The sequence below is a fragment of the Streptomyces spongiicola genome (genome assembly GCF_003122365.1).
GTDB classification, from domain to species: domain Bacteria; phylum Actinomycetota; class Actinomycetes; order Streptomycetales; family Streptomycetaceae; genus Streptomyces; species Streptomyces spongiicola.
In genome coordinates this window covers 550383-572839 of sequence record NZ_CP029254.1, presented here as the reverse complement: position 1 = coordinate 572839, position 22457 = coordinate 550383, and the positions used below count along the sequence as shown (strand labels likewise).

The 22457-nt window shown below is 72.9% G+C and carries 15 protein-coding genes; 10 read left to right on the top strand and 5 right to left on the bottom strand.

Annotation, left to right across the window (positions count from 1 at the left end; all coding sequences use genetic code 11):
• Positions 1 to 78 precede the first annotated feature (78 nt).
• The 4 genes from uvrB to DDQ41_RS02410 all read left to right on the top strand — a co-directional run bounded on the left by uvrB (position 79) and on the right by DDQ41_RS02410 (position 6525).
• On the top strand, positions 79 to 2238 hold the full coding sequence (uvrB, locus tag DDQ41_RS02425; protein WP_109292973.1) for an excinuclease ABC subunit UvrB: 2160 nt from the start codon (positions 79 to 81) through the stop codon (positions 2236 to 2238).
• A gap of 166 nt (positions 2239 to 2404) precedes the next feature.
• Positions 2405 to 2971, top strand: a complete 567-nt coding sequence (locus tag DDQ41_RS02420; protein WP_162602777.1) for a TerD family protein — start codon at positions 2405 to 2407, stop codon at positions 2969 to 2971.
• 119 nt (positions 2972 to 3090) lie between these two features.
• Positions 3091 to 5088, top strand: coding sequence for a TerD family protein (locus tag DDQ41_RS02415; RefSeq protein WP_109292971.1), 1998 nt, complete (start codon positions 3091 to 3093; stop codon positions 5086 to 5088).
• A 420-nt stretch (positions 5089 to 5508) separates the two neighbouring features.
• On the top strand, positions 5509 to 6525 hold the full coding sequence (locus DDQ41_RS02410) for a TerC family protein (protein ID WP_109292970.1): 1017 nt from the start codon (positions 5509 to 5511) through the stop codon (positions 6523 to 6525).
• A 146-nt stretch (positions 6526 to 6671) separates the two neighbouring features.
• Here the strand turns inward: DDQ41_RS02410 and DDQ41_RS02405 are convergent, their stop codons facing one another.
• The 3 genes from DDQ41_RS02405 to DDQ41_RS02395 form a co-directional block, all read right to left on the bottom strand.
• Complete coding sequence (locus DDQ41_RS02405; protein ID WP_109292969.1) at positions 6672 to 7952, bottom strand: MFS transporter; 1281 nt, start codon at positions 7950 to 7952, stop codon at positions 6672 to 6674.
• Positions 7953 to 8741: 789 nt separating this feature from the next.
• The gene (locus tag DDQ41_RS02400; RefSeq protein ID WP_109292968.1) at positions 8742 to 9398 is read right to left on the bottom strand and encodes an MBL fold metallo-hydrolase; all 657 of its coding nucleotides are present in this window, start codon (positions 9396 to 9398) and stop codon (positions 8742 to 8744) included.
• Between the two features lie 42 nt (positions 9399 to 9440).
• Positions 9441 to 10133 carry a maleylpyruvate isomerase family mycothiol-dependent enzyme gene (locus tag DDQ41_RS02395; RefSeq protein ID WP_109292967.1) on the bottom strand — a complete coding sequence of 231 codons (693 nt, stop codon included), beginning with the start codon at positions 10131 to 10133 and terminating at the stop codon, positions 9441 to 9443.
• Between the two features lie 224 nt (positions 10134 to 10357).
• Here DDQ41_RS02395 and uvrA point away from each other — a divergent pair, with 224 nt between their 5' ends.
• Positions 10358 to 13375, top strand: coding sequence for an excinuclease ABC subunit UvrA (gene uvrA / locus DDQ41_RS02390; RefSeq protein WP_109292966.1), 3018 nt, complete (start codon positions 10358 to 10360; stop codon positions 13373 to 13375).
• Positions 13376 to 13785: 410 nt separating this feature from the next.
• Here uvrA and DDQ41_RS02385 read toward each other — a convergent pair whose 3' ends face one another.
• Complete coding sequence (locus DDQ41_RS02385; RefSeq protein ID WP_109292965.1) at positions 13786 to 14700, bottom strand: carbohydrate kinase family protein; 915 nt, start codon at positions 14698 to 14700, stop codon at positions 13786 to 13788.
• Positions 14701 to 14831: 131 nt separating this feature from the next.
• Between DDQ41_RS02385 and DDQ41_RS02380 the strand changes: the two genes are divergently transcribed.
• Positions 14832 to 15260, top strand: coding sequence for a Rieske (2Fe-2S) protein (locus tag DDQ41_RS02380; protein WP_109292964.1), 429 nt, complete (start codon positions 14832 to 14834; stop codon positions 15258 to 15260).
• A 51-nt stretch (positions 15261 to 15311) separates the two neighbouring features.
• On the opposite strand, the gene DDQ41_RS02375 is transcribed toward DDQ41_RS02380, so the two are convergent.
• Positions 15312 to 16256: a hypothetical protein gene (locus DDQ41_RS02375; RefSeq protein WP_109292963.1), complete on the bottom strand. Its 945-nt coding sequence runs from the start codon at positions 16254 to 16256 to the stop codon at positions 15312 to 15314.
• Positions 16257 to 16972: 716 nt separating this feature from the next.
• Here DDQ41_RS02375 and uvrC point away from each other — a divergent pair.
• Genes uvrC through whiA form a run of 4 tightly spaced genes read left to right on the top strand, consistent with a single transcriptional unit; the run spans position 16973 to position 21988 of the window.
• Entirely contained in the window at positions 16973 to 19039 is a 2067-nt protein-coding gene (gene uvrC, locus DDQ41_RS02370; RefSeq protein ID WP_109292962.1) for an excinuclease ABC subunit UvrC, read from the top strand.
• Positions 19036 to 19977 carry an RNase adapter RapZ gene (gene rapZ / locus DDQ41_RS02365; RefSeq protein WP_109292961.1) on the top strand — a complete coding sequence of 314 codons (942 nt, stop codon included), beginning with the start codon at positions 19036 to 19038 and terminating at the stop codon, positions 19975 to 19977. The genes uvrC and rapZ overlap by 4 nt, the downstream gene beginning before the upstream one ends.
• On the top strand, positions 19974 to 21008 hold the full coding sequence (locus tag DDQ41_RS02360; RefSeq protein ID WP_109292960.1) for a gluconeogenesis factor YvcK family protein: 1035 nt from the start codon (positions 19974 to 19976) through the stop codon (positions 21006 to 21008). Before rapZ ends, DDQ41_RS02360 begins: the two co-directional genes overlap by 4 nt.
• Positions 20999 to 21988: a DNA-binding protein WhiA gene (gene whiA, locus DDQ41_RS02355; protein ID WP_017948792.1), complete on the top strand. Its 990-nt coding sequence runs from the start codon at positions 20999 to 21001 to the stop codon at positions 21986 to 21988. The genes DDQ41_RS02360 and whiA overlap by 10 nt, the downstream gene beginning before the upstream one ends.
• Positions 21989 to 22457: the final 469 nt, after the last annotated feature.

The window sequence follows — 22457 nt, the reverse complement described above, 5'->3', positions numbered from 1 at the left end:
CCGCCCTCCCTGCCCCGCCGGCCCGGTGCACGGGCGGGACCGGCCCGGTTGTCAGTGGGGGGTCGTACGGTTGGTGGCATGCGGCCCGTTACCGAGATCCAACGCACGATGGCGCCCTTCGAGGTCGTCAGCCCCTACCAGCCCAGCGGTGACCAGCCCGCGGCCATCGCCGAACTCGACCGGCGGGTTCGCGCGGGCGAGGAGGACGTCGTCCTGCTGGGCGCGACCGGGACCGGCAAGTCGGCCACCACGGCCTGGATGATCGAGAAGCTTCAGCGACCGACCCTCGTGATGGCGCCGAACAAGACGCTGGCCGCCCAGCTGGCGAACGAGTTCCGCGAGCTGCTGCCGAACAACGCGGTCGAGTACTTCGTGTCGTACTACGACTACTACCAGCCCGAGGCGTACGTCCCGCAGTCGGACACCTACATCGAGAAGGACTCCTCGATCAACGAGGAGGTGGAGCGGCTGCGCCACTCCGCGACGAACTCCCTGCTCACCCGCCGGGACGTCGTGGTGGTCGCCTCCGTCTCGTGCATCTACGGTCTCGGCACCCCGCAGGAGTACGTGGACCGCATGGTGCCCCTGCGGGTCGGCGACGAGATCGACCGCGACGGGCTGCTGCGCCGCTTCGTCGACATCCAGTACGCGCGCAACGACCTCGCCTTCACCCGCGGCACCTTCCGGGTCCGCGGCGACACCGTCGAGATCTTCCCGGTGTACGAGGAGCTCGCCGTGCGGATCGAGATGTTCGGCGACGAGATCGAGGCGCTCTCCACGCTCCACCCCCTCACGGGCGAGGTCATCAGCGACGACCGCGAGCTGTACGTCTTCCCCGCGAGCCACTACGTCGCCGGTCCGGAGCGCATGGAGAAGGCGATCACCGGAATCGAGCGGGAACTCGAGGAGCGCCTCGCGGAGCTCGAGAAGCAGGGCAGGCTCCTGGAGGCCCAGCGGCTGCGCATGCGCACCACGTACGACATCGAGATGCTGCGCCAGATCGGCACCTGCGCCGGTGTCGAGAACTACTCGATGCACTTCGACGGCCGCCTGCCGGGCAGTGCGCCGAACACGCTCATCGACTACTTCCCGGAGGACTTCCTCCTCGTCATCGACGAGTCCCATGTCACGGTCCCGCAGATCGGCGCCATGTACGAGGGCGACGCCTCCCGCAAGCGCACCCTCGTCGAGCACGGCTTCCGGCTGCCCTCCGCGCTCGACAACCGGCCGCTGAAGTGGGAGGAGTTCCAGGAGCGCATCGGCCAGACCGTCTACCTCTCGGCGACCCCGGGCGCCTACGAGCTCTCCCGCGCCGACGGCTCCGTCGAGCAGATCATCCGCCCCACCGGCCTCGTCGACCCGGAGGTCGTCGTCAAGCCGACCGAGGGCCAGATCGACGACCTCGTGCACGAGATCCGCACGCGCACCGAGAAGGACGAGCGCGTCCTCGTCACCACGCTCACCAAGAAGATGGCCGAGGACCTGACGGACTACTTCGTGGAGCTGGGCGTCCGGGTCCGCTATCTGCACAGCGACGTCGACACGCTCCGCCGGATCGAGCTGCTGCGCGAGCTGCGCGCCGGTGAGTACGACGTGCTGGTCGGCATCAACCTCCTCCGCGAGGGCCTCGACCTCCCCGAGGTGTCACTGGTGGCCATCCTCGACGCCGACAAGGAGGGCTTCCTGCGCTCCGGCACCTCGCTGATCCAGACCATCGGCCGGGCGGCGCGCAATGTCTCCGGGCAGGTCCACATGTACGCGGACAGGATCACACCGGCCATGGAGAAGGCGATCGAGGAGACCAACCGGCGGCGGGCCAAGCAGATCGCGTACAACGAGGCGAACGGCATCGACCCGCAGCCGCTGCGCAAGAAGATCAACGACATCGTCGCCACCATCGCCCGAGAGGAGGTCGACACCGAGCAGCTGCTCGGCTCCGGCTACCGGCAGGGCAAGGACGGCAAGGGCGCCAAGGCGCCGGTCCCGTCGCTGGCCGCGCATTCCGGCAAGGGCGCCGACGGCAGCGGTGCCAAGGCCGGCATGGGCGCGAAGGCGGGCCGCGGAGCGATCACGAGCGACCGGCCGGCCGCCGAACTGGCCGGGATCATCGAGGAGATGACGGACCGGATGCGCGCGGCGGCGGCGGAGCTCCAGTTCGAGGTTGCCGCACGGCTGCGCGACGAGGTCGGCGAGCTGAAGAAGGAGCTGCGGCAGATGAGGGAAGCCGGTATCGCCTGAACCGGGCAGTGTCTCAACACCGACACAAAACACACCGAGTCCGCTGCGCCGCCGGAGTGAATGCGTAGGGTGCAGTCAACCGCACTCACGGACGGTTGCGGGGGAACGAGGGAGAAGGGGACAGCAGGTGGCGGACGTATCCAAGGGCAGTGCTCCCGGTGTCAATCTGACCAAGGGGCAGGCCATCAGCCTGGAGAAGAAGGGCGGCGGCGCCCTCACCGCGGTGCGGATGGGCCTCGGCTGGCAGGCCGCGCCCCGGCGGGGGCTGTTCGGGTCGCGCACCCGTGAGATCGACCTGGACGCCTCGGCGGTGCTCTTCGCCGGCGACCAGCCCGTGGACGTGGTCTTCTTCCGACACCTCGTGAGCGACGACGGCTCGGTCCGCCACACCGGCGACAACCTGGTCGGCGGCGTCGGCCGGGGCGGTGACGACGAGGCGATCCTCGTCGACCTGCAGCGGGTGCCGGTGCACATCGACCAGATCGTTTTCACCGTCAACTCCTTCACCGGCCAGACCTTCCAGGAGGTGCAGAACGCGTTCTGCCGCATCGTGGACGAGACCAACGGCCAGGAACTCGCCCGCTACACACTGGACGGCGGCGGCCGGTACACCGCCCAGATCATGGCCAAGGTGCACCGCGCCGGCTCCGGCTGGCGGATGACCGCCCTGGGCAACCCGGCCGACGGCCGGACGTTCCAGGATCTGATGCCCGCGATCCTGCCCCACCTGTAGGCACCGGGCGGCGGCCACCGGCACCGGGGCGCCGCGGCGTTCCCCGCCGCGGCCCGGCGGCTCCCGGAGGCAGCGGACGCCGGGAGCCGACCCGCACACCACCGAGGGGGACAGAGGCGATGACGGCCGAGCTGGTCAGAGGGCAGAACCATCCCCTGCCCCATACGCGGCTCGACATCCGGGTGTCGGCCGGTGAACCGGTCGTGGCCGCCGTCACGTTGAGCGACGAGGACGGGCGGGTGCCGGGCACCGAGTGGGTCGCCCACCCGGCCCAGCCGGCCCTGCCCGGTGTCGAGGTCTCCCGCCAGGCCGCCGCCGGCCATCTGCTGGCCGTCGACCTGAACGCCGTGCCCCCCTCGGTGCACGGTGTGGCGGTGCTGCTGGCGCTGCCGACCGGTCCCGGGTGCCCCGTCCGCTTCGGGGCGGTCGCCGCGCCGTTCCTCTCCGTCGGCGCACCCGGCGGCCCCGGGACCGCCAGCTACACGATCACCGGTCTGGAATCCGAAGCCGCCGTCGTGGCCCTGGAGTTCTACCGCCGGCAGGGGGCCTGGAAGGTCCGCGCCGTCGGCCAGGGATACGCGGCCGGCCTCGCCGCCTGCCTTGCCGACCTGGGGCTCGACCGCGCCGGCGAACTCGCCGCCGCCGTCCACGAGGCCGTCGCGCCCGGCCTCTCCCGCACCGCCGGCACGCCCCCGGTCCGGACGGCGGAAGTGCGGCGCGGCGCCGCCGCGGCCGCCAACGCGGCGGCCCCCGGACCCTGTGCCGACCACGGCCCGGACGCATCCGGCTCCGGCTCCGGCTCCGGCTCCGGCTCGGGCACGGGCTCGGGCTCGGGCACGGCCCCGCGGTCCGCGGAACCGGAGCCACCGCCGCAGGCCCCGGCCCGGACGTTCGGCGGCCCCGTCGACTACACGCACCCGCGCAGGAACTCCGCCGCCCCGCAGCCGCCCCCGGCCGCACCGCCCGCCGCGCCCGGAAGGCCGCCGGCGCCCGTCGCGGGTGACGCCACCGGCTGGTCCATGGAGGAGCGGCTGTACAACCAGGTGTGGGGCATGTTCGAGGACCTCGCCCGGACGACGGCGGGGTACCGCAGCGCGGTGGACTTCGCCGCCTCACGGCTCGGCCGGGAACTCGACCGCGCCCTGTCCGACCCGCGCAGCCGTCTCGCCGGCACGGGCGACGCCGCTCGTGAGGCGGCCCGTGCCGGGCACGACGAGCTGACGGGACGTGCCCGCGAGGCCCTGGACCGAGACCTCGACCAGCTGGCCGCCGAGTCGGAGGTCGTCGAGCCCGCACTGCCGCCGGCGTTCGCCCGCTGGGACAGCCCGGTCTGGCAGCGCTACCGAGTCCCGACGGAGACCCCGACGGCCCTCCGCCTCGGCGACCTCCACCTCGCCGAGCGGCCCGGCCTCCGGATCCCGATGCTGGTCCGGCTGCCACTGGAGCGCGGCCTGTGGGTGGACAGCGGGCGGGGCCCGTCGGAGTCCACCGCGGGGCCCGAGGCGGTGCCGGCGCGCGCGCTCGCCATGGACACCGCGGTCGCCCACGCGACCAGGCTGCTCGCGGTCCATCCGGCCGGGGAGTTCACCGTGCGGGTGATCGACCCCGCGGGTACGGCGGCCCGTTCGCTGGGCCCGCTGGTGCGGTCGGGAGTGCTGGGCGAACCGCCCGCGGCAGGAGCCGCGGGCGTCTCCGCGATGCTCGAGAAGCTCACGCGCCGCGTCGACCTGGTGCAGATGGCCGTGCGAGGGGGCGCCGCCGACGCACTGCCGCCGGACCTGGACACCGCTCAGCAGCTGCTGATCGTCAGCGACTTCCCGCACGGCTTCGACGACCGGGCCGTGACCCGGCTCCGCTACCTCGCCGACGAGGGCCCCGCGGTCGGCGTCCATCTGCTGATGGTGGCCGACCGGGAGGACGCCTCCGCGTACGGGCCGGTGCTCGACCCGCTGTGGCGCTCGCTGCTGCGGATCCCCCCGGTCCCGGACGACCACCTGGCCGATCCATGGGTCCAGCACGTCTGGACGTACGAGCCGCCCGTGTTCGCGGAGTACGGCGCCGTGCTAGAGCCGGTGCTGGCGAAGGTCGCGGAGGCACGGCGGACCGGGCGGAGTTGACCTGGCCCCGGACGCAGGGCGCGGCGGAGACCGTGAGCCGCCGGCCGGTTTCCGGGTGGGCCGGACGAACCGCCGACGGCCTGTCGGGTCCCGTGCGGCTCGCTGCGGGGGCGCGCCTCGCGCGCCTCCGTGTCGTATCCGCCCCCGTGTCGTATCCGGCTCGGGGTGGACCGGGTCTCCGTGCGCTGATCTGTGATTTTGACCCTTGTTTACCTCCGCCTTTACCTTTCTTTTGTCTTTCGGGTAGGGTTCCTCGAACGGAGGGGAGTACTCCCACCTGCGGCGTGCCCGTCAGTACGGACCGAAAGACCAGAGCGGTCCCGGGGCGCCGGCCCGCGGTTCGGCGACCAGCCACCCCGGGTGGAAGAGACCTCCGGCAACGACGACGCTGGTGAGTAGCCGTACGACGCCGGAGGCGCAATGGACGTTTCGTTGACCATGTGGCTGGTGACCATTCTCGGTCTCCTCGCCCTGATCTCGGTCGACTTCTTCATCGGGCGCAAGCCCCACGACGTGTCGATCAAGGAAGCGGGAATCTGGACGATCGTCTGGATCGTCCTCGCCGCGATCTTCGGCGTGGCGCTGCTGATGGCGGGTGAGAGCCAGGCCTCGGGCGAGTTCTTCGCGGGCTACATCACCGAGAAGTCGCTCAGCGTGGACAACCTCTTCGTCTTCGTGCTGATCATGGCGAAGTTCGCGGTTCCGTCGCAGCTGCAGCAGCGGGTGCTGATGTTCGGCGTGCTCATCGCGCTGGTGCTGCGGGCCGTCTTCATCGCCGCGGGCGCCGCGATCATCGCCAACTTCTCCTGGGTCTTCTACATCTTCGGCGCGTTCCTGATCTACACCGCCTGGAAGCTCATCCAGGAGGCGCGCTCCGACGAGGACGAGGACGACTTCGAGGAGAACCGGCTCCTGAAGTCCATCGAGCGCAAGTTCGGCGTCGCCGACAGGTACCACGGCACCAAGCTCTTCATCCGCGTCAACGGCAAGCGGGTCCTGACGCCGCTGATGCTCGTGATGCTCGCGATCGGCACCACCGACGTCCTGTTCGCCCTGGACTCGATCCCCGCGATCTTCGGCCTCACCCAGGATCCGTACATCGTCTTCACCGCGAACGCCTTCGCGTTGATGGGGCTGCGGCAGCTGTACTTCCTGATCGGCGGACTGCTCACCAAGCTGGTCCACCTCAGCTACGGCCTGTCGGTGATCCTCGGCTTCATCGGCGTCAAACTGGTGCTGCACGCACTGCACGAGTCCGGGGTCCATGTCCCCGAGATCTCCACCCCGTTCTCGCTGGTGTTCATCTGCGGTGTCCTGATCGTCACCACGATCACCAGTCTGATCGCCTCCAGGAAGCAGCAGAGGCGGGCCGGACAGGACAAGCCGGAGACGGAGCCCACGGCCGCCGAGGCCGAGAAGGACAGCATCGAGGCCTGAGCCCCGCGGTGCGTTCCCGACGCGCGCACGGCACCTCGGCGCCGGCCGGGTCGTACGAGACCCGGCCGGCGCCGTCGTGTCCGGTGACAGCGGGCCGCGCGGCCGCGGTGGGGCCACGGGCCGCGCCGCCCCGAGGGGCCGTGGCCTCACACGGCGGCCGCGTCCCGGGAGGGGCGGCGCGACCGCTCATGTGCCGGCGCCGTCTCCGGCAGCAGCGCGAAGCAGCCGAGGCTCAGCACGGCGATCCCGCTCAGATACGCGGCCACCCCCCACGGGGGTCCGCTCCCGCCCGACACGACCGTGGCCACGAGCGGGGTGAGCGCGCCGCCGAGCACTCCCGCCAGGTTGTAGCCCACCGCCGCCCCGGTACATCGCACCCTGGCCTCGTACAACTCCGGCAGATACGCCGCCACCACCGCGAACATCGTGATGAACGCCAGCAGGGCGCCCGCGAAGCCGGCGAACATCAGCAGCGGCTCGGCGGTCTGCAGCAGCGCCACCATCGGGAACACCCACAACGCGCTCGCCGCGCACCCGGCGAGGCAGAGCGGTCTGCGCCCGTAGCGGTCCCCGAGCATCGCCGCGAACGGAGTCACGGCCCCTTGGACGGCGACCGCCGCCATCACGCAGACGAGCATCACGGTCCTGCTCACTCCGAGCCGCTCGGTGCCGTACGCCAGCGACCACGTGGAGACGGCGTAGAAGAGCGCGTAGCCGACCGACAGCGCGCCCGCGGTGAGGAGCACCAGCCGCCAGTGCCCGCGCAGCACCTCCGCCAGTGGCAGCCGGGCCCGCTCGGTGATCCGCTCGAACTGCGGGGTCTCCGCCAGCGAGCCGCGCAGCAGCAGCCCCCCGGCCGCCAGCAGCCCGGCCGCCCAGAACGGGACCCGCCAGCCCCAGTCCCGGAACTGGGCGTCGGTCAGTCCCGCGGACAGCGCCAGCATGACCCCGTTGGCCAGCAGGAACCCCACCGACGGGCCGATCTGCGGAAAGCTCGCCCAGAGTGCGCGCCGCCCGGCCGGAGCGTGTTCGGCGGTCAGCAGCACGGCCCCGCCCCACTCGCCGCCGAGCCCGAGGCCCTGGAGGAAACGCAGCACCAGCAGCAGTACGGGAGCGGCCACTCCGAGGGTCGAGTACGACGGGACACACCCCACGCCCGCCGTGGCCAGCCCCGTCAGCAGCAGTGAGGCGAACATCACCGGGCGCCGCCCGTGGCGGTCGCCGATGTGCCCGAAGAGCACCGATCCCAGTGGCCGGGAGACGAAGCCGACGGCGAACGTCCCGAAGGCGGCCAGCGTCCCCGCCAGCGGGGAGAACTCGGGGAAGAACAACGGCCCGAGCACCAGCGCCGCGGCCGTGCCGTAGACGAAGAAGTCGTAGAACTCCACGGCCGTCCCGGCGAGCGAGGCGGCCGCGAGCCGGGGCATGGAGACGGATTGCGCGGGCGCTGCCGGACGGGCCGACGGCGGCTCCACCGGCGGCGGCTCCACCGACGGCGTGGCATGACGATTGTGCATGCCGCGCCAACTACCCGTGCACCGTGGCGGTTACGGGGGCGCATGGGCGCATGGTCGGCGAAAGGGTGTGCACCGGAGGAACGGCCCGCGCGCCCCGCTCGCGCGGCCCTGTCACGCGGTCGCTGGGAGCGGCCGCCGGTGCCCTCCGAAGTGCCCTCCGAAGTGGCCTCCGTGGTGGCCCTCCGGTGGCGCCGACCGCGGCCCTGTCCCGCCCGGCCCGCTTGCCTGCCCCGGCCGCCCCGTCCGGCTTGCCCCGCCCATCCGACACCCGTCCGGCCCGTTTGCCCGCCCCGGCCGCCCCGTCCGGCTTGCCCCGCCCATCCGACACCCGTCCGGCCCGTTTGCCCGCCCCGGCCGCCCCGGCCGCCCCGGCCGTCCCGGCCGTCCCGTCGAAGCGTCTCGGCCGCTGCTCTTCTCCCGGAGTCCGGACCCGGAGCACCTCCGGGCCGTCAGCCGGCGGGGTCCGCGGTCCGGGCGGGCAGCCGGGTGCGGAGAGCGCGGAGGGGCTTCCGGGCGGTGCCATGGGCGGCAGGCAGGCAGGCAGGCAGGCAGGCAGGCAGGCAGTCGGGCAGACGGGCAGACGGGCAGACGGGTAGGTAACCAGGCAGGCAGTCCGGGTGCCCGGGCGTCGGCAGACACCGAGCTCATCCCGTGCCGCGCGCCCCTCCGGCGGCCTTCCCACGGCCCCCGGGCCCGTCGTCACCAGCCGCGCCGGTGCCACTCGGGGAGGTGCGGCCGCTCGTCGCCGAGCGTCGTGTCGTCGCCGTGGCCGGGGTAGACCCAGGTCTCGTCCGGCAGTACGTCGAAGAGCTTCGTCTCCACGTCACGGATCAGCGAGGCGAAGGCCCGAGGGTCCTTCCGGGTGTTTCCCACCCCGCCCGGGAAGAGGCAGTCCCCGGTGAAGACGTGCGGATGGCCGTGCGGGTCGTCGTAGACGAGCGCGATCGAGCCGGGTGTGTGGCCGACCAGATGGCGGGCTCCGAGTTCGACCCGGCCCACCCGGACCGTGTCGCCGTCGTCGACGAGCACATCGGTCGGCACCGGGATGCCGGCGGCGTCGTGGCGCCCCGCGTAGGTGCGCGCCCCCGTCGCCGCCACCACGTCGGCCAGCGCGCCCCAGTGGTCGCCGTGCCGGTGCGTGGTGACGACGGAGGTGATCCCGTCGTCACCGATCAGCCGGAGCAGGGTCTCGGGCTCGGCGGCCGCGTCGATCAGCAGTTGTTCGTCGGTGGCCCGGCAGCGCAGCAGGTAGGCGTTGTTGTCCATGGGACCGACGGCGACCTTGGAGATCATCAGGGCCGCCAGCTCGTGGACGTCCGCAGGGCCGCCGACCTTCACCGCTCCGCTGTAAGTCATGGGGCCAGCGTACTCAGCCGACTACAGCGACTACACCGACTACTACAGCGGTGGCAGCACCGGCAGCGGGCCGCCGGCGACCTCGAGCGACGCTCCGTCGCGCCGGCCCGCGAGCCAGCCGAGCAGGTCGGCGGAGGTGCCCCGCACCGTGACCGGACCGCCCGCGGCGCCTCCTCCCGTGGTCCAGCTCCGTCCGCCCCCGGCGGCGACGACGGTCGTGGCGGGGACGTCCCCGTGCCCGTCGAAGCGCTCCGCGAGGAACCCGGTCTCGCGTTCGGTGAAGTCGGCGGGGAGGTCCTCCAGCTCATAGCCGATGCCGAGGTCCACATGGTGCAGTTCGACCTCGATCAGCCGCCGGAAGGGGACACGGGCCGCGGTGTCCTCGACGCCGTTGCGGAGCTGCACGGTCCGGGACCAGGCCGCGTCCGCAGCGGCCGCGGCCTGGAAGCGCTCACCGGACTCGCGTACGTCGTCGAGCTGGGCTCGGAGCGGCCGCGGCGCGTCGCGCTCGATGTCCGCCTCGCGGTCCTCGGCGCTCGGGTACATGGGACGGCCCTCGAGGACGTTGACCAGGGCGTCGGCGTTGCGGGCGAGATGGGCCAGGACGTGCCCGCGGCTCCAGCCGGGGAGCCGTGACGGCCCGGTCGCCGCGGCGTCGTCCAGGGCGGCGGCCGCGTTCAGCAGCCGCTCGGTCGCTGCGCGTACGGAGGCCAGGTCGTCCACGGGATCGATCATGGGGAAGACGATAGCCCCGCCACACGTTCGGGTGAAGGTGGGTGTGGACCGACGTTAATCGAATGCGCGTGCTATAGGCTCGGGTGGAGGCATTCTGGAGGGCCGGGTGCTCACCCGTCCGGCAGCCGTCGATCCCGCAGCCGTCCTAGCCTGGAGCAGTCCGGGCCGGGGGCTGTGCCCCCGATGCTTCTCACGACCTGACTCAAGAAAGGTGCGGACCCGGCGTGGCCGACCGTCTCATCGTCCGTGGCGCTCGCGAGCACAACCTGAAGAACGTCTCGCTCGACCTCCCGCGTGACTCACTCATCGTCTTCACCGGGCTCTCGGGGTCGGGCAAGTCGTCGCTCGCGTTCGACACGATCTTCGCGGAGGGACAGCGCCGCTACGTCGAGTCGCTGTCCTCCTACGCCCGGCAGTTCCTGGGCCAGATGGACAAGCCGGACGTGGACTTCATCGAGGGCCTCTCCCCGGCCGTCTCGATCGACCAGAAGTCCACGTCCCGCAACCCCCGCTCCACGGTGGGCACGATCACCGAGGTCTACGACTACCTCCGGCTGCTCTTCGCCCGGATCGGCAAGCCGCACTGCCCCGAGTGCGCGCGCCCCATCTCCCGCCAGTCACCGCAGGCCATCGTCGACAAGGTGCTGGAGCTGCCCGAGGGGAGCCGCTTCCAGGTGCTGTCGCCGCTGGTGCGGGAGCGCAAGGGCGAGTTCGCCGACCTCTTCGCCGACCTCCAGTCCAAGGGGTACTCGCGGGCCCGCGTCGACGGGCGCACGATCCAGCTCACCGAGCCGCCGAAGCTCAAGAAGCAGGAGAAGCACACCATCGAGGTGGTCGTCGACCGCCTGACCGTCAAGGAGAGCGCCAAGCGCCGGCTCACGGACTCCGTGGAGACCGCGTTGGGCCTGTCCGGCGGCATGGTGGTGCTGGACTTCGTCGATCTCCCCGAGGACGACCCCGAGCGCGAGCGGATGTACTCGGAGCATCTCTACTGCCCGTACGACGACCTCTCCTTCGAGGAGCTGGAGCCCCGCTCGTTCTCCTTCAACTCGCCGTTCGGCGCCTGCCCCGACTGCACCGGCATCGGCACCCGGATGGAGGTCGACCCCGACCTGATCGTCCCGGACGAGGACCGCTCCCTCGACGACGGCGCGATCCACCCGTGGTCGCACGGCCACACCAAGGAGTACTTCGGCCGCCTCATCGGCGGGCTCTCCGACGCGCTCGGCTTCCGCACGGACATCCCGTGGGCCGGGCTGCCGCAGCGTGCCAGGAAGGCCCTGCTGCACGGCCACAAGACCCAGGTCGAGGTCCGCTACCGGAACCGCTACGGGCGGGAGCGCGCCTACACCACCCCGGCGTTCGAGGGTGCGGTGTCCTTCGTGAAGAGGCGGCACAGCGAGGCGGAGAGCGACTCCAGCCGCGAGCGCTTCGAGGGCTATATGCGGGAGGTGCCCTGCCCCACCTGCGACGGCACCCGGCTGAAGCCGATCGTCCTGGCGGTGACGGTCATGGACCGGTCCATCGCCGAGGTCTCGGCCATGTCGATCAGCGAGTGCGCCGACTTCCTGGGCCGGCTGACGCTGAACGACCGAGACAAGAAGATCGCCGAGCGGGTGCTCAAGGAGGTCAACGAGCGGCTGCGGTTCCTGGTGGACGTCGGCCTGGACTACCTCTCCCTCAACCGGGCCGCGGGCACCCTGTCCGGCGGCGAGGCGCAGCGCATCCGGCTGGCCACCCAGATCGGCTCGGGACTCGTCGGCGTGCTGTACGTGCTGGACGAGCCGTCCATCGGACTGCACCAGCGCGACAACCACCGGCTGATCGAGACCCTGGTGCGGCTCAGGGACATGGGCAACACCCTGATCGTCGTCGAGCACGACGAGGACACGATCAAGGTCGCCGACTGGGTCGTCGACATCGGCCCCGGAGCCGGCGAGCACGGCGGCAAGGTCGTCCACTCGGGGCCGCTGAAGCAACTGCTGGCCAACAAGGACTCGATGACCGGGCTCTACCTGTCCGGGAAGAAGTCCATCGCGACGCCGGGGACCCGGCGGCCGGTGGACCACACCCGGCAGCTCACGGTGCACGGCGCCCGGGAGAACAACCTCCGGGACATCGACGTGCCGTTCCCGCTCGGCGTGCTCACCGCCGTCACCGGCGTCTCCGGCTCGGGCAAGTCGACGCTGGTCAACGACATCCTCTACACCCACCTGGCCCGCGAGCTGAACGGCGCCAAGTCGGTGCCGGGCCGGCACACGCGGGTGGACGGCGACGACCTCGTCGACAAGGTCGTCCACGTCGACCAGTCGCCCATCGGCCGCACCCCGCGGTCCAACCCGGCGACGTACACCGGTGTCTTCGACCACGTCCGCAAACTCTTCGCGGAGACGATGGAGGCGAAGGTGCGCGGCTATCTGCCGGGCCGCTTCTCCTTCAACGTGAAGGGCGGGCGCTGCGAGAACTGCTCCGGCGACGGCACCATCAAGATCGAGATGAACTTCCTGCCGGACGTGTACGTCCCGTGCGAGGTCTGCCACGGTGCGCGCTACAACCGGGAGACCCTGGAGGTCCACTACAAGGGCAAGTCCATCGCCGAGGTGCTGGACATGCCGATCGAGGAGGCGCTGCACTTCTTCGAGGCCGTACCGACGATCTCCCGTCACCTGAAGACGCTGAACGAGGTGGGTCTCGGGTACGTCAGGCTGGGCCAGCCCGCGCCCACGCTCTCCGGCGGTGAGGCGCAGCGGGTGAAGCTGGCGAGCGAGCTGCAGAAGCGTTCGACCGGCCGGACCGTCTACGTGCTGGACGAGCCGACGACCGGGCTGCACTTCGAGGACATCGCGAAGCTGATCAACGTGCTGTCCGGACTGGTCGACAAGGGCAACACCGTGATCGTGATCGAGCACAACCTCGATGTGATCAAGACCGCCGACTGGGTCGTCGACATGGGACCCGAGGGCGGCAGCGGCGGCGGCCTCGTCGTCGCCGAGGGCACTCCCGAGCAGGTCGCCGGGGTGCCGACGAGTCACACGGGCAAGTTCCTGCGGGACATCCTGGGCCCGGAGCGCGTCAGCGACTCCGTCCCGCCGCAGTCGCGCAAGACGGCGGCGAAGAAGGCCGCGTCCAGGAAACCGGTCGTCTCCGCCAACTCCACCGCGGTGAAGAAGACGGTGACGGCAGACGCGGCACCGGTCGGGAAGAAGACGGCCGCGTCGCGCAGCCGCAGCCGCAAGGCCTGACCCCGTCTCGGGACCGGCCCCGTCTGCTGGCGGGGCCGCGGGGCCGTGGGGCGGGGCTGTGACGCGGAGGCCCGGGATACTGCGGTCCGGCCGGTTGTTCCAGACCCTGCCGCCGGGACCCGGGCCAGGGCGGCTCCCCCGGCTCCCCCGGCTCCCGGGCCGGAGTGGCCGTTTCGTGCCGGGACGCGGTGGTGTTCCCGTGCTCGGGGCGTGGGAGTCTTCCCGGCCCCGGGCTGCGGCGGTGTTCCCGTGCTGGGGCCGCACTGTTCCGAGGTCCCCGGCTTCCGAGGTCCCCGGCTTCTGCGGTCCTCGGCTTCCGCGGCCCCGCTTCCGAGGTCCCGGCGCCTCGAGGAGCCGTCCTGCTCTGCCAGGGCTGCCGCGCGGGGGCACGGACCGTTTCGGCGGCCGGGTCAGTCCAGTTCGGCGGCGTACGGGGGCTCCGCGCCCGCGCGGGAGCAGGTGACGCCCGCGGCACGGGCGGCGAACGCGAGCACCTCGGTCCAGCCGGCGGCGTCCAGGGCCAGCAGGCCTCGGCGGGAGAGGGCGCCGCGCCGGTCGAGGTCGTGCAGCAGTGCCGCGTTCACGGTGTCGCCCGCTCCGATCGTGTCGGCCACCGCCACGTCCGCGGCCGGGGCGGCGGCCTCCACACCCGCCCGGGTGCGTACCGTGAGACCGCGACCGCCGTGTGTCACGACCACGGCGGCCGGACCCTCGGCAAGCCAGCACCCAGGCGTGCCGCCGAGCCATGCGGCGTCCTCCTCCGAGAGCTTCAGCAGCGACACCGAGGGCAGCCAGCCCCGGAACCGCGCCCGGTGCGCACCGGCGTCCGGGACCAGCCCCGGGCGGATGTTGGGATCGAGCAGGGTGAACACCCCGCGCCCCGCCTCGCGCCGCAGCAGGGCCTCGTACGCGCTCGCCCCCGGTTCCAGCACCAGCGAGCAGGTGCCGAGGGCCAGCGCCCTGGCTCCGTCCGGCAGTTCCGCCGGCAGCGCGAACAGCCGGTCGGCGGTGCCGGTCACATAGAAGCGGTAGGCGGCCGAACCGTCCGCGCCGACCTCGGCGACCGCCAGACTGGTCGGCTCCGGGCCCCGCTGCACCAGTGACGTCCGTACCCCCGCCGCGCGCAGCCCGTCCAGCAGCGCCTCGCCGAAGCCGTCCGACGAGACACGGGAGCAGAAGGCCACGGGCGACCCCAGGCGGCCCAGGGCCACAGCCGTGTTGTACGGGCCGCCGCCCGGCCTCGGCAGCAGGGGCCGCAGCGGTGCGTCCCCGGCCGGCCGCAGCGGGACCAGGTCGATCAGGGACTCACCGGCGACGACGATCACAGCTGAGAACGTAGTCCATCGCTCCGGGGCGCGGCAGTCCCGTCCCGGCCCGGCGGACCCGCCCGGAAGGGCCGCGATCTGCACCGGTATCGTCGGGTCGACCACCCGGGCCCCTCACCGTGGAGATCCTCATGTCCGGCCGACCCGCCGCCCGCCGTACCGTGCTGAAAGGCGCCGCTCTCGCCGGAGCGGCCGGGCTGGGGGCCGCCGCCTGCTCCACCGAGTCCAAGCTGGGCCACGCCCGGATCCCGACGCCGACCGCGCCGGTCGACCTCGGCGCCGCAGGGGAGGTCCCGGTGGGAGGCGCCCGGCTCTACCGCGAGCAGCGGCTCGTCGTCCACTGCCCGGCGGAGGGCCGGTACCGGGCGTTCAGCGCCCAGTGCACCCACGCCGGCTGCGTCCTCGACAAGGTGGAGGGCACCGAGGGCAACTGTCCCTGCCACGGCAGCCGGTTCGATGTGACGACCGGCACGGCTCTCCGGGGCCCGGCCACCGTGCCGCTTCCGGAGGTCCCGGTGCGGGTGCGGAACGGGAAGCTGGTGGCGGGCCCGGAGGTCTGAGCCCGCCCGTACCGCTTCTCCGCTGCGCGGTGCCCAGCCGGCGGCCCCGCGTCAGCGCTCCCACTGCCAGTCGATCCCCTGGATCCCCGGCCGCACCTCCTGGTCGACCAGGTGCACCGACGGGTGCCTGCCGCTCGGCGCCAGTTCGGCCCGGCAGATCCGCGCCGCGCCGGGGGAGTTCTGGGCGAAGTGCCGGCATCGCACCGGCAGCGCCGCCGTGTCGAAGCGGATCTGGAGTACGTACTGCCCGCCGGAGTCGCGGAAGCCGCGCAGGTACTCGCCGCTCGGCCCCGCCGTGCCGTCCTCGAAGCCGTAGCAGAGGAGATACGTCTCACCGGACCGCAGCCGCGCGTCGAGGAGGAGTTCCGCGACCAGCACCCCCGCGTCCCGGTCGTACCGGACGCGCCCCGGGCGGCAGTTCTCCGTCGCGCGCACCGTCACCCGTGCCGGATCCCATCCGGCGTCGCCGCGGTGGACGGCGAGCAGGCGGTCGACGCCGTCGCGCCGGGCGCGCACGATCTTCTGGGAGTCCCGGCCCAGCAGTTCGCCGCCCGGCCCGATCCGCACGCGCTCGTGGTGCCCCATGGTGTGCAGGCCCCCGTCCGCGGGCCGGCCGAGCCCGGTCAGCAGTCGCTCGACCGCCGCGGACGCCGCGGCGGGCGTGCGCGGCGAGGGGGCTGCGGGGCACTGGGGGCCGGGCGCGCCGTCGCCGGGGAGCAGCCGGAGCAGCGAGTTCTCCGGCAACCCGAGCACGTCCTCGAGCGCCCGAACGGCGCGCAGCGACTCGGGGCGCCGGGGCCGACGGGCCCCCTGCTGCCAGTAACTCAGGCTGGTCACCCCGACCTTGATGCCCCGATGGGCGAGATGGTGCTGCACTCGCTGGAGCGGCAGTCCCCGCACCGCGAGCGCGGCGCGCAGGGCGAGATGGAAGGGGCCCGTGAGCAGTACCCGGTCCAGCTCGGCCCGCGTGTGCGCGGAGTGCACGGCGTGTCCCATGGGGCTCCTCAATGGATGTGCACCGCGGCCCGGTGGGCCCTCGCACCGAGGGCGGGGCGTGCGGACGCGACCGACCGCGGCGGACCGTGTCCTTGCGGCGCAGCCGGCCCGGCCGCGTGTCACACCGCATTGAAGCGTGCCGGCACCTACCGGACAATGGCCTGTCCGGGTTCCGGCCCGAAAGGCACCGGAAAGGCACCGGAAAGGCGTCCGAAAGGCGTTCGGAGGGCGTCCGAAAGGCGCCGTGGCCCGGGCCCGGGGCGCCCGGAACGGCGCCACCGGGCGGTGAGGGTCCGGACGCACCGGGAGCAGCGGCGACCCCTGCCGGCCCGCGCCTGCCCGTGCTCTCCCGGTCCGACTCCCGCTCCGCCCCGACTCCTGCCTGCCCGTGCTCTTCCGCCCCGCCCCGACCTCTGCCGGCCCGGGCTCTCCCGCTCCCCTCCGCCCCGGCCTCTGTCGGCCCGTGCTCTCCCGCCTCGCCCCGACCTCTGCCGGCCCGGGCTCTCCCGCTCCGCTCCGCCCCGGCCCGGCTTCCGGCCCGCCCAGGCCCCACCAGGCCCTTTCCTGCCTCCCCGGCCCTCCCGCGCCCTGCTCCGGCGCGGGCCCCCGGGGCCGGGACCGCGGGACCGCCGGGTTCGGACCGCCGGCGCGACGACGGGTGTCCGCACGCCTCTCGGCCGGCCCGCCTGTCCGTGCCCGCCAGTAGGGTGGGCGACATGGCAGACCCCTCCAGCTACCGCCCCAAGCCGGGACAGATCCCCGACTCCCCGGGGGTCTACAGGTTCCGCGACGCGCACCGCCGGGTGATCTACGTCGGCAAGGCGAAGAGCCTGCGGCAGCGGCTGGCGAACTACTTCCAGGACCTGGCGGGTCTGCACCCGCGGACCCGCACGATGGTCACGACCGCGGCCTCCGTCGAGTGGACCGTCGTGTCCACGGAGGTGGAGGCGCTCCAGCTGGAGTACTCCTGGATCAAGGAGTTCGATCCCCGGTTCAACGTCAAGTACCGGGACGACAAGAGCTATCCGTACCTCGCGGTGACGATGGACGAGGCGTTCCCGAGGGTCCAGGTGATGCGTGGCGCCAAGAAGAAGGGCGTGCGCTACTTCGGCCCGTACGCGCACGCGTGGGCAATCCGCGAGACGGTCGACCTGATGCTCCGGGTGTTTCCCGTGCGCACCTGCTCCGCCGGGGTGTTCAGGAACGCGGAGCGGACCGGCAGGCCCTGCCTGCTGGGCTACATCGGCAAGTGCTCCGCGCCCTGCGTCGGCCGGGTCGGTGCCGGGGAGCACCGCGAACTGGCCGAGGAGTTCTGCGACTTCATGGCCGGCCGCACCGGCACCTACATCCGCCGCCTGGAGAAGGAGATGACGGCGGCCGCCGAGGACATGGAGTACGAGCGGGCCGCCCGGCTGCGGGACGACCTGGAGGCCCTCGGACGCGCCATGGAGAAGAACGCGGTGGTGCTGGCCGACGCGACCGACGCGGATCTGATCGCGGTCGCCGAGGACGAACTGGAGGCCGCCGTCCAGATCTTCCACGTCCGCGGCGGGCGGGTGCGCGGCCAGCGCGGCTGGGTCACCGACAAGGTCGAGGCCGTCGACACCGCCGGCCTCGTCGAGCACGCGCTGCAGCAGTTGTACGGGGAGGAGAGCGGCGACGCCGTCCCCAGGGAGGTGCTCGTCCCGGCCCTGCCCGACGACCCCGCCGCGGTCACCCAGTGGCTCGGCGGCCGGCGGGGCTCGGCCGTGTCGCTGCGCGTCCCGCAGCGCGGCGACAAGAAGGACCTCATGGCGACGGTCGGGCGCAACGCCCAGCAGGCCCTCGTCCTGCACAAGACCAGGCGCGCGAGCGATCTGACCACCCGCTCCCGGGCCCTGGAGGAGATCGCCGAGGCGCTCGGCCTGGACTCGGCGCCGCTGCGGATCGAGTGCTTCGACATCTCCCACCTCCAGGGCCAGGACGTCGTCGCGTCCATGGTGGTGTTCGAGGACGGGCTGCCCCGGAAGGGCGAGTACCGGCGCTTCCAGATCAAGGGCCGTGCCGGGGACACGCAGCTGTGGCACGGCGAGGGCCAGGACGACGCCCGCTCGATGCACGAGGTGATCAGCAGGCGCTTCCGGCGGTATCTCATGGAGCGGGAGAAGACCGGCGAGTGGGCGGTTCCGGAGGGCGGCGAGGCCGGCAGCGCCGGGGCGGCCGGCGAGGCCCCGGCTGCCCCGGCGGATGACGGCAGGCCCAGGCGGTTCGCCTACCCGCCGCAGCTGGTGCTCGTCGACGGCGGGCAGCCGCAGGTGGCGGCGGCCCGGCGGGCCCTGGACGAGCTGGGCATCGACGACGTCGCCGTCGCCGGGATCGCCAAGCGCATGGAGGAGGTGTGGCTGCCGGGGGAGGACGACCCGGTCGTGCTGCCCCGCTCCAGCGAGGGGCTGTACCTCATCCAGCGGGTGCGGGACACCGCCCACGACTTCGCCATCCGCTACCAGCGCTCCAAGCGGACCAAGCGGCTGAGGTCCGGCCCGCTGGACTCCGTGCCGGGTCTGGGCGCCGCCCGCAAGCAGGCGCTGATCAAGTACTTCGGCTCGGTGAGGAGGCTGCGGCAGGCCACGGTCGAGCAGATCTGCGAGGTCCCGGGGTTCGGCAGGAAGACCGCCGAGGCCGTTGCCGCCGCGCTGGCGCAGGCCGCGCCGGCCGCTCCGGCGGTGAACATGGCGACAGGCGAGATCATTGAAGAGGATGACGGGGCAGCAGTGACGGAAGGGAACGGGGGAACCACGGAATGACCGAGCAGAACAGACCAGAACACGGAGCAGGAGACGTGGATACGGGCACCACCGAGGCCGGGCAGGCCGCAGAGGCGGCCATCCCCGAGCTGGTGATCATCTCCGGAATGTCGGGCGCCGGCCGCAGTACCGCGGCGAAGTGCCTGGAGGACCTCGGCTGGTTCGTCGTGGACAACCTGCCGCCCGCGCTGATCCCCACCATGGTGGAACTCGGCGCACGCTCCCAGGGCAACGTCGCCCGGATCGCCGTCGTCGTGGACGTCCGCGGCCGGCGGTTCTTCGACAACCTCCGCGAGTCCCTCGCGGACCTCGACGCCAAGCAGGTCACCCGCCGGATCGTCTTCCTGGAGTCGTCCGACGAGGCCCTGGTGCGCCGCTTCGAGTCCGTGCGCCGCCCGCACCCGCTCCAGGGCGACGGCCGGATCGTCGACGGCATCGCCGCCGAGCGGGACCTCCTCCGGGAGCTGCGCGGCGACGCCGACCTGGTGATCGACACCTCCAGCCTCAACGTCCACGAGCTGCGCGCCAAGATGGACGCCCAGTTCGCGGGCGACGAGGAGCCGGAGCTGCGGGCCACCGTGATGTCGTTCGGGTACAAGTACGGCCTGCCCGTCGACGCCGACCTGGTGGTGGACTGCCGCTTCCTGCCGAACCCGCACTGGGTCCCGGAGCTGCGCCCCTTCACCGGCCTGAACGAGGAGGTGTCGGGCTATGTCTTCAACCAGCCCGGCGCCAAGGAGTTCCTCAACCAGTACACCGGGCTGCTGCAGCTGATCGCCGCGGGCTACCGCCGCGAGGGCAAGCGGTACGTGACGATCGCCGTCGGCTGCACGGGCGGCAAGCACCGCTCGGTGGCGATGTCCGAGAAGCTCGCCGCCCGGCTCGGCACCGAGGGGATCGAGACCGTCGTCGTCCATCGGGACATGGGGCGCGAGTGACCGGACGCAACCCCCGCCTGCGCCGGCTGCGGGGCGGTGACACGCTCCGCGCCGGCCGCAGGCGCGGAACCCAGCCCAAGGTCGTCGCGCTCGGCGGCGGCATGGGCCTCTCGGCGTCCCTCGCCGCGCTGCGCCGTATCACGGGCGACCTCACCGCCGTCGTCACCGTCGCCGACGACGGGGGCTCCAGCGGCCGGCTCCGCAAGGAGCTGGGGGTACTGCCGCCCGGCGACCTCCGCAAGGCGCTGGCGGCGCTGTGCGGGGACGACGAGTGGGGCCAGACCTGGTCCCGGGTCATCCAGCACCGCTTCCAGTCCCAGGGCGAGCTGCACGAGCACGCGGTCGGCAATCTGCTGATCGTCGCGCTGTGGGAGCAGCTCGGCGACCATGTCCAGGCCCTGGACCTGGTCGGCAGGCTGCTCGGCGCCCACGGCCGGGTGCTGCCGATGTCCGCCGTGCCGCTGGAACTCCAGGCACTGGTCAGGGGACACGACCCGGCCCGACCCGACGAGGTGGGCACGGTCCGCGGGCAGGCGACCGTCGCGCTGACGCCGGGCGAGGTGCAGTCCGTGCACCTGGTGCCGAACGACCCGCCGGCCGTCCCGGACGCCGTCGACGCCGTGCTCGACGCGGACTGGGTGGTCCTCGGGCCCGGCTCCTGGTTCTCCTCGGTGATTCCGCACCTCCTCGTGCCCGAGCTGCTGGACGCGCTCGTCGAGACCAGGGCCCGGCGTGTCCTCTCGCTCAACCTGGCTCCGCAGCCCGGGGAAACGGAGGGCTTCTCTCCGCAGCGTCATTTGGAGGTTTTGGGGCGACACGCCCCTAAACTCGCCCTGGACGTGGTGCTGGCCGACGAGGCCGCCGTGCCCGACCGCGAGTCCCTCGCCGACGCGGCGAAGCGGCTCGGTGCCGCGGTCGAGCTGGCGCCCGTGGCCAGACCCGACGGGGCTCCGAAGCATGATCCGGAGCTGTTGGCCGCCGCGTACGACCGTATTTTTCGGATGCATGGAAGGATCGGCCCATGGCGATGACGGCAGCGGTGAAGGACGAGATCTCCCGGCTTCCCGTCACCCGGACCTGCTGCAGAAAGGCGGAGGTCTCGTCGATCCTGCGGTTCGCCGGCGGGCTGCACCTGGTCAGCGGGCGCATCGTGATCGAGGCGGAGCTGGACACGGGCATCGCGGCGCGCAGACTCCGCAAGGACATCCTGGAGATCTTCGGGCACTCCTCGGACCTGGTGGTGATGGCTCCCGGCGGGCTGCGGCGCGGTTCGCGCTACGTCGTACGCGTCGTGGCCGGCGGTGACCAGCTGGCCCGGCAGACCGGGTTGGTCGACGGCCGGGGCCGCCCCATCCGGGGGCTGCCGCCCCAGGTCGTCTCGGGCGCCACATGCGATGCGGAGGCCGCCTGGCGCGGCGCGTTCCTCGCGCACGGCTCGCTGACCGAGCCCGGCCGCTCCTCCTCCCTGGAGGTCACCTGCCCGGGCCCGGAGGCCGCGCTGGCCCTGGTCGGCGCGGCGCGCCGGCTCTCCATCGGCGCGAAGGCCCGCGAGGTGCGGGGGGTGGACCGGGTCGTGGTGCGCGACGGCGACGCGATCGGGGCGCTGCTGACCCGGCTCGGGGCGCACGAGTCGGTCCTGGCCTGGGAGGAGCGGCGGATGCGCCGCGAGGTCCGCGCCACCGCCAACCGGCTGGCCAACTTCGACGACGCCAATCTGCGCCGCTCGGCCCGGGCCGCGGTCGCGGCGGGCGCGCGGGTGCAGCGTGCGCTGGAGATCCTCGGCGAGGAAGTGCCCGAGCACCTCGCCGCGGCGGGCCGGCTGCGCATGGAGCACAAGCAGGCGTCCCTGGAGGAACTGGGCGCTCTCGCCGACCCGCCGCTGACGAAGGACGCGGTCGCGGGCCGCATCCGCCGGCTGCTCGCGATGGCGGACAAGCGCGCCCAGGATCTGGGCATCCCGGGTACGGAGTCCAACCTGACGGAGGAGATGGCCGACGGCCTCGTGGGCTGAGCCGGCCCCGGGGTGCGAGCGGCCTCCCGGTGTCCGGGAGCCGGCCGGGAGAAGCCGACCCCGGCCGAGTGCTCCGGGGGCGGCAGGGCTCCGCAGCCGTCGGCGGGAAACGGCGGACGCACCTCATCGCGCCGCCGCCGGAGGATCCCCGGCGACCGGTCGATCGCGGTCCGTACGCCCTCGTGCTCGGGCGGCGGGGACCGGCGGTAGGTACAGCCGCGGGCTCCGGTCCGATCGCGAGGCGAGGAGGCGCGTCCGCGTCCGGTTCCTCGACACCCGCCCGCTGCGCTGCGGCCGGCCGTTTCGCGGCCTGTCGGCGTCGCTCGCCACCGCTCCCCTCTCCCTGGTCTTCGGCGGGCTGCCGGCAGCCTCGGCGATCGCCGCGGTGGCCGCGGTCGACACGCCCCCTCGCACCTACCGCCTGCCGCACGCGCCTGACGCCTGACGCCTGCCGCACGCGCCTGCCGTC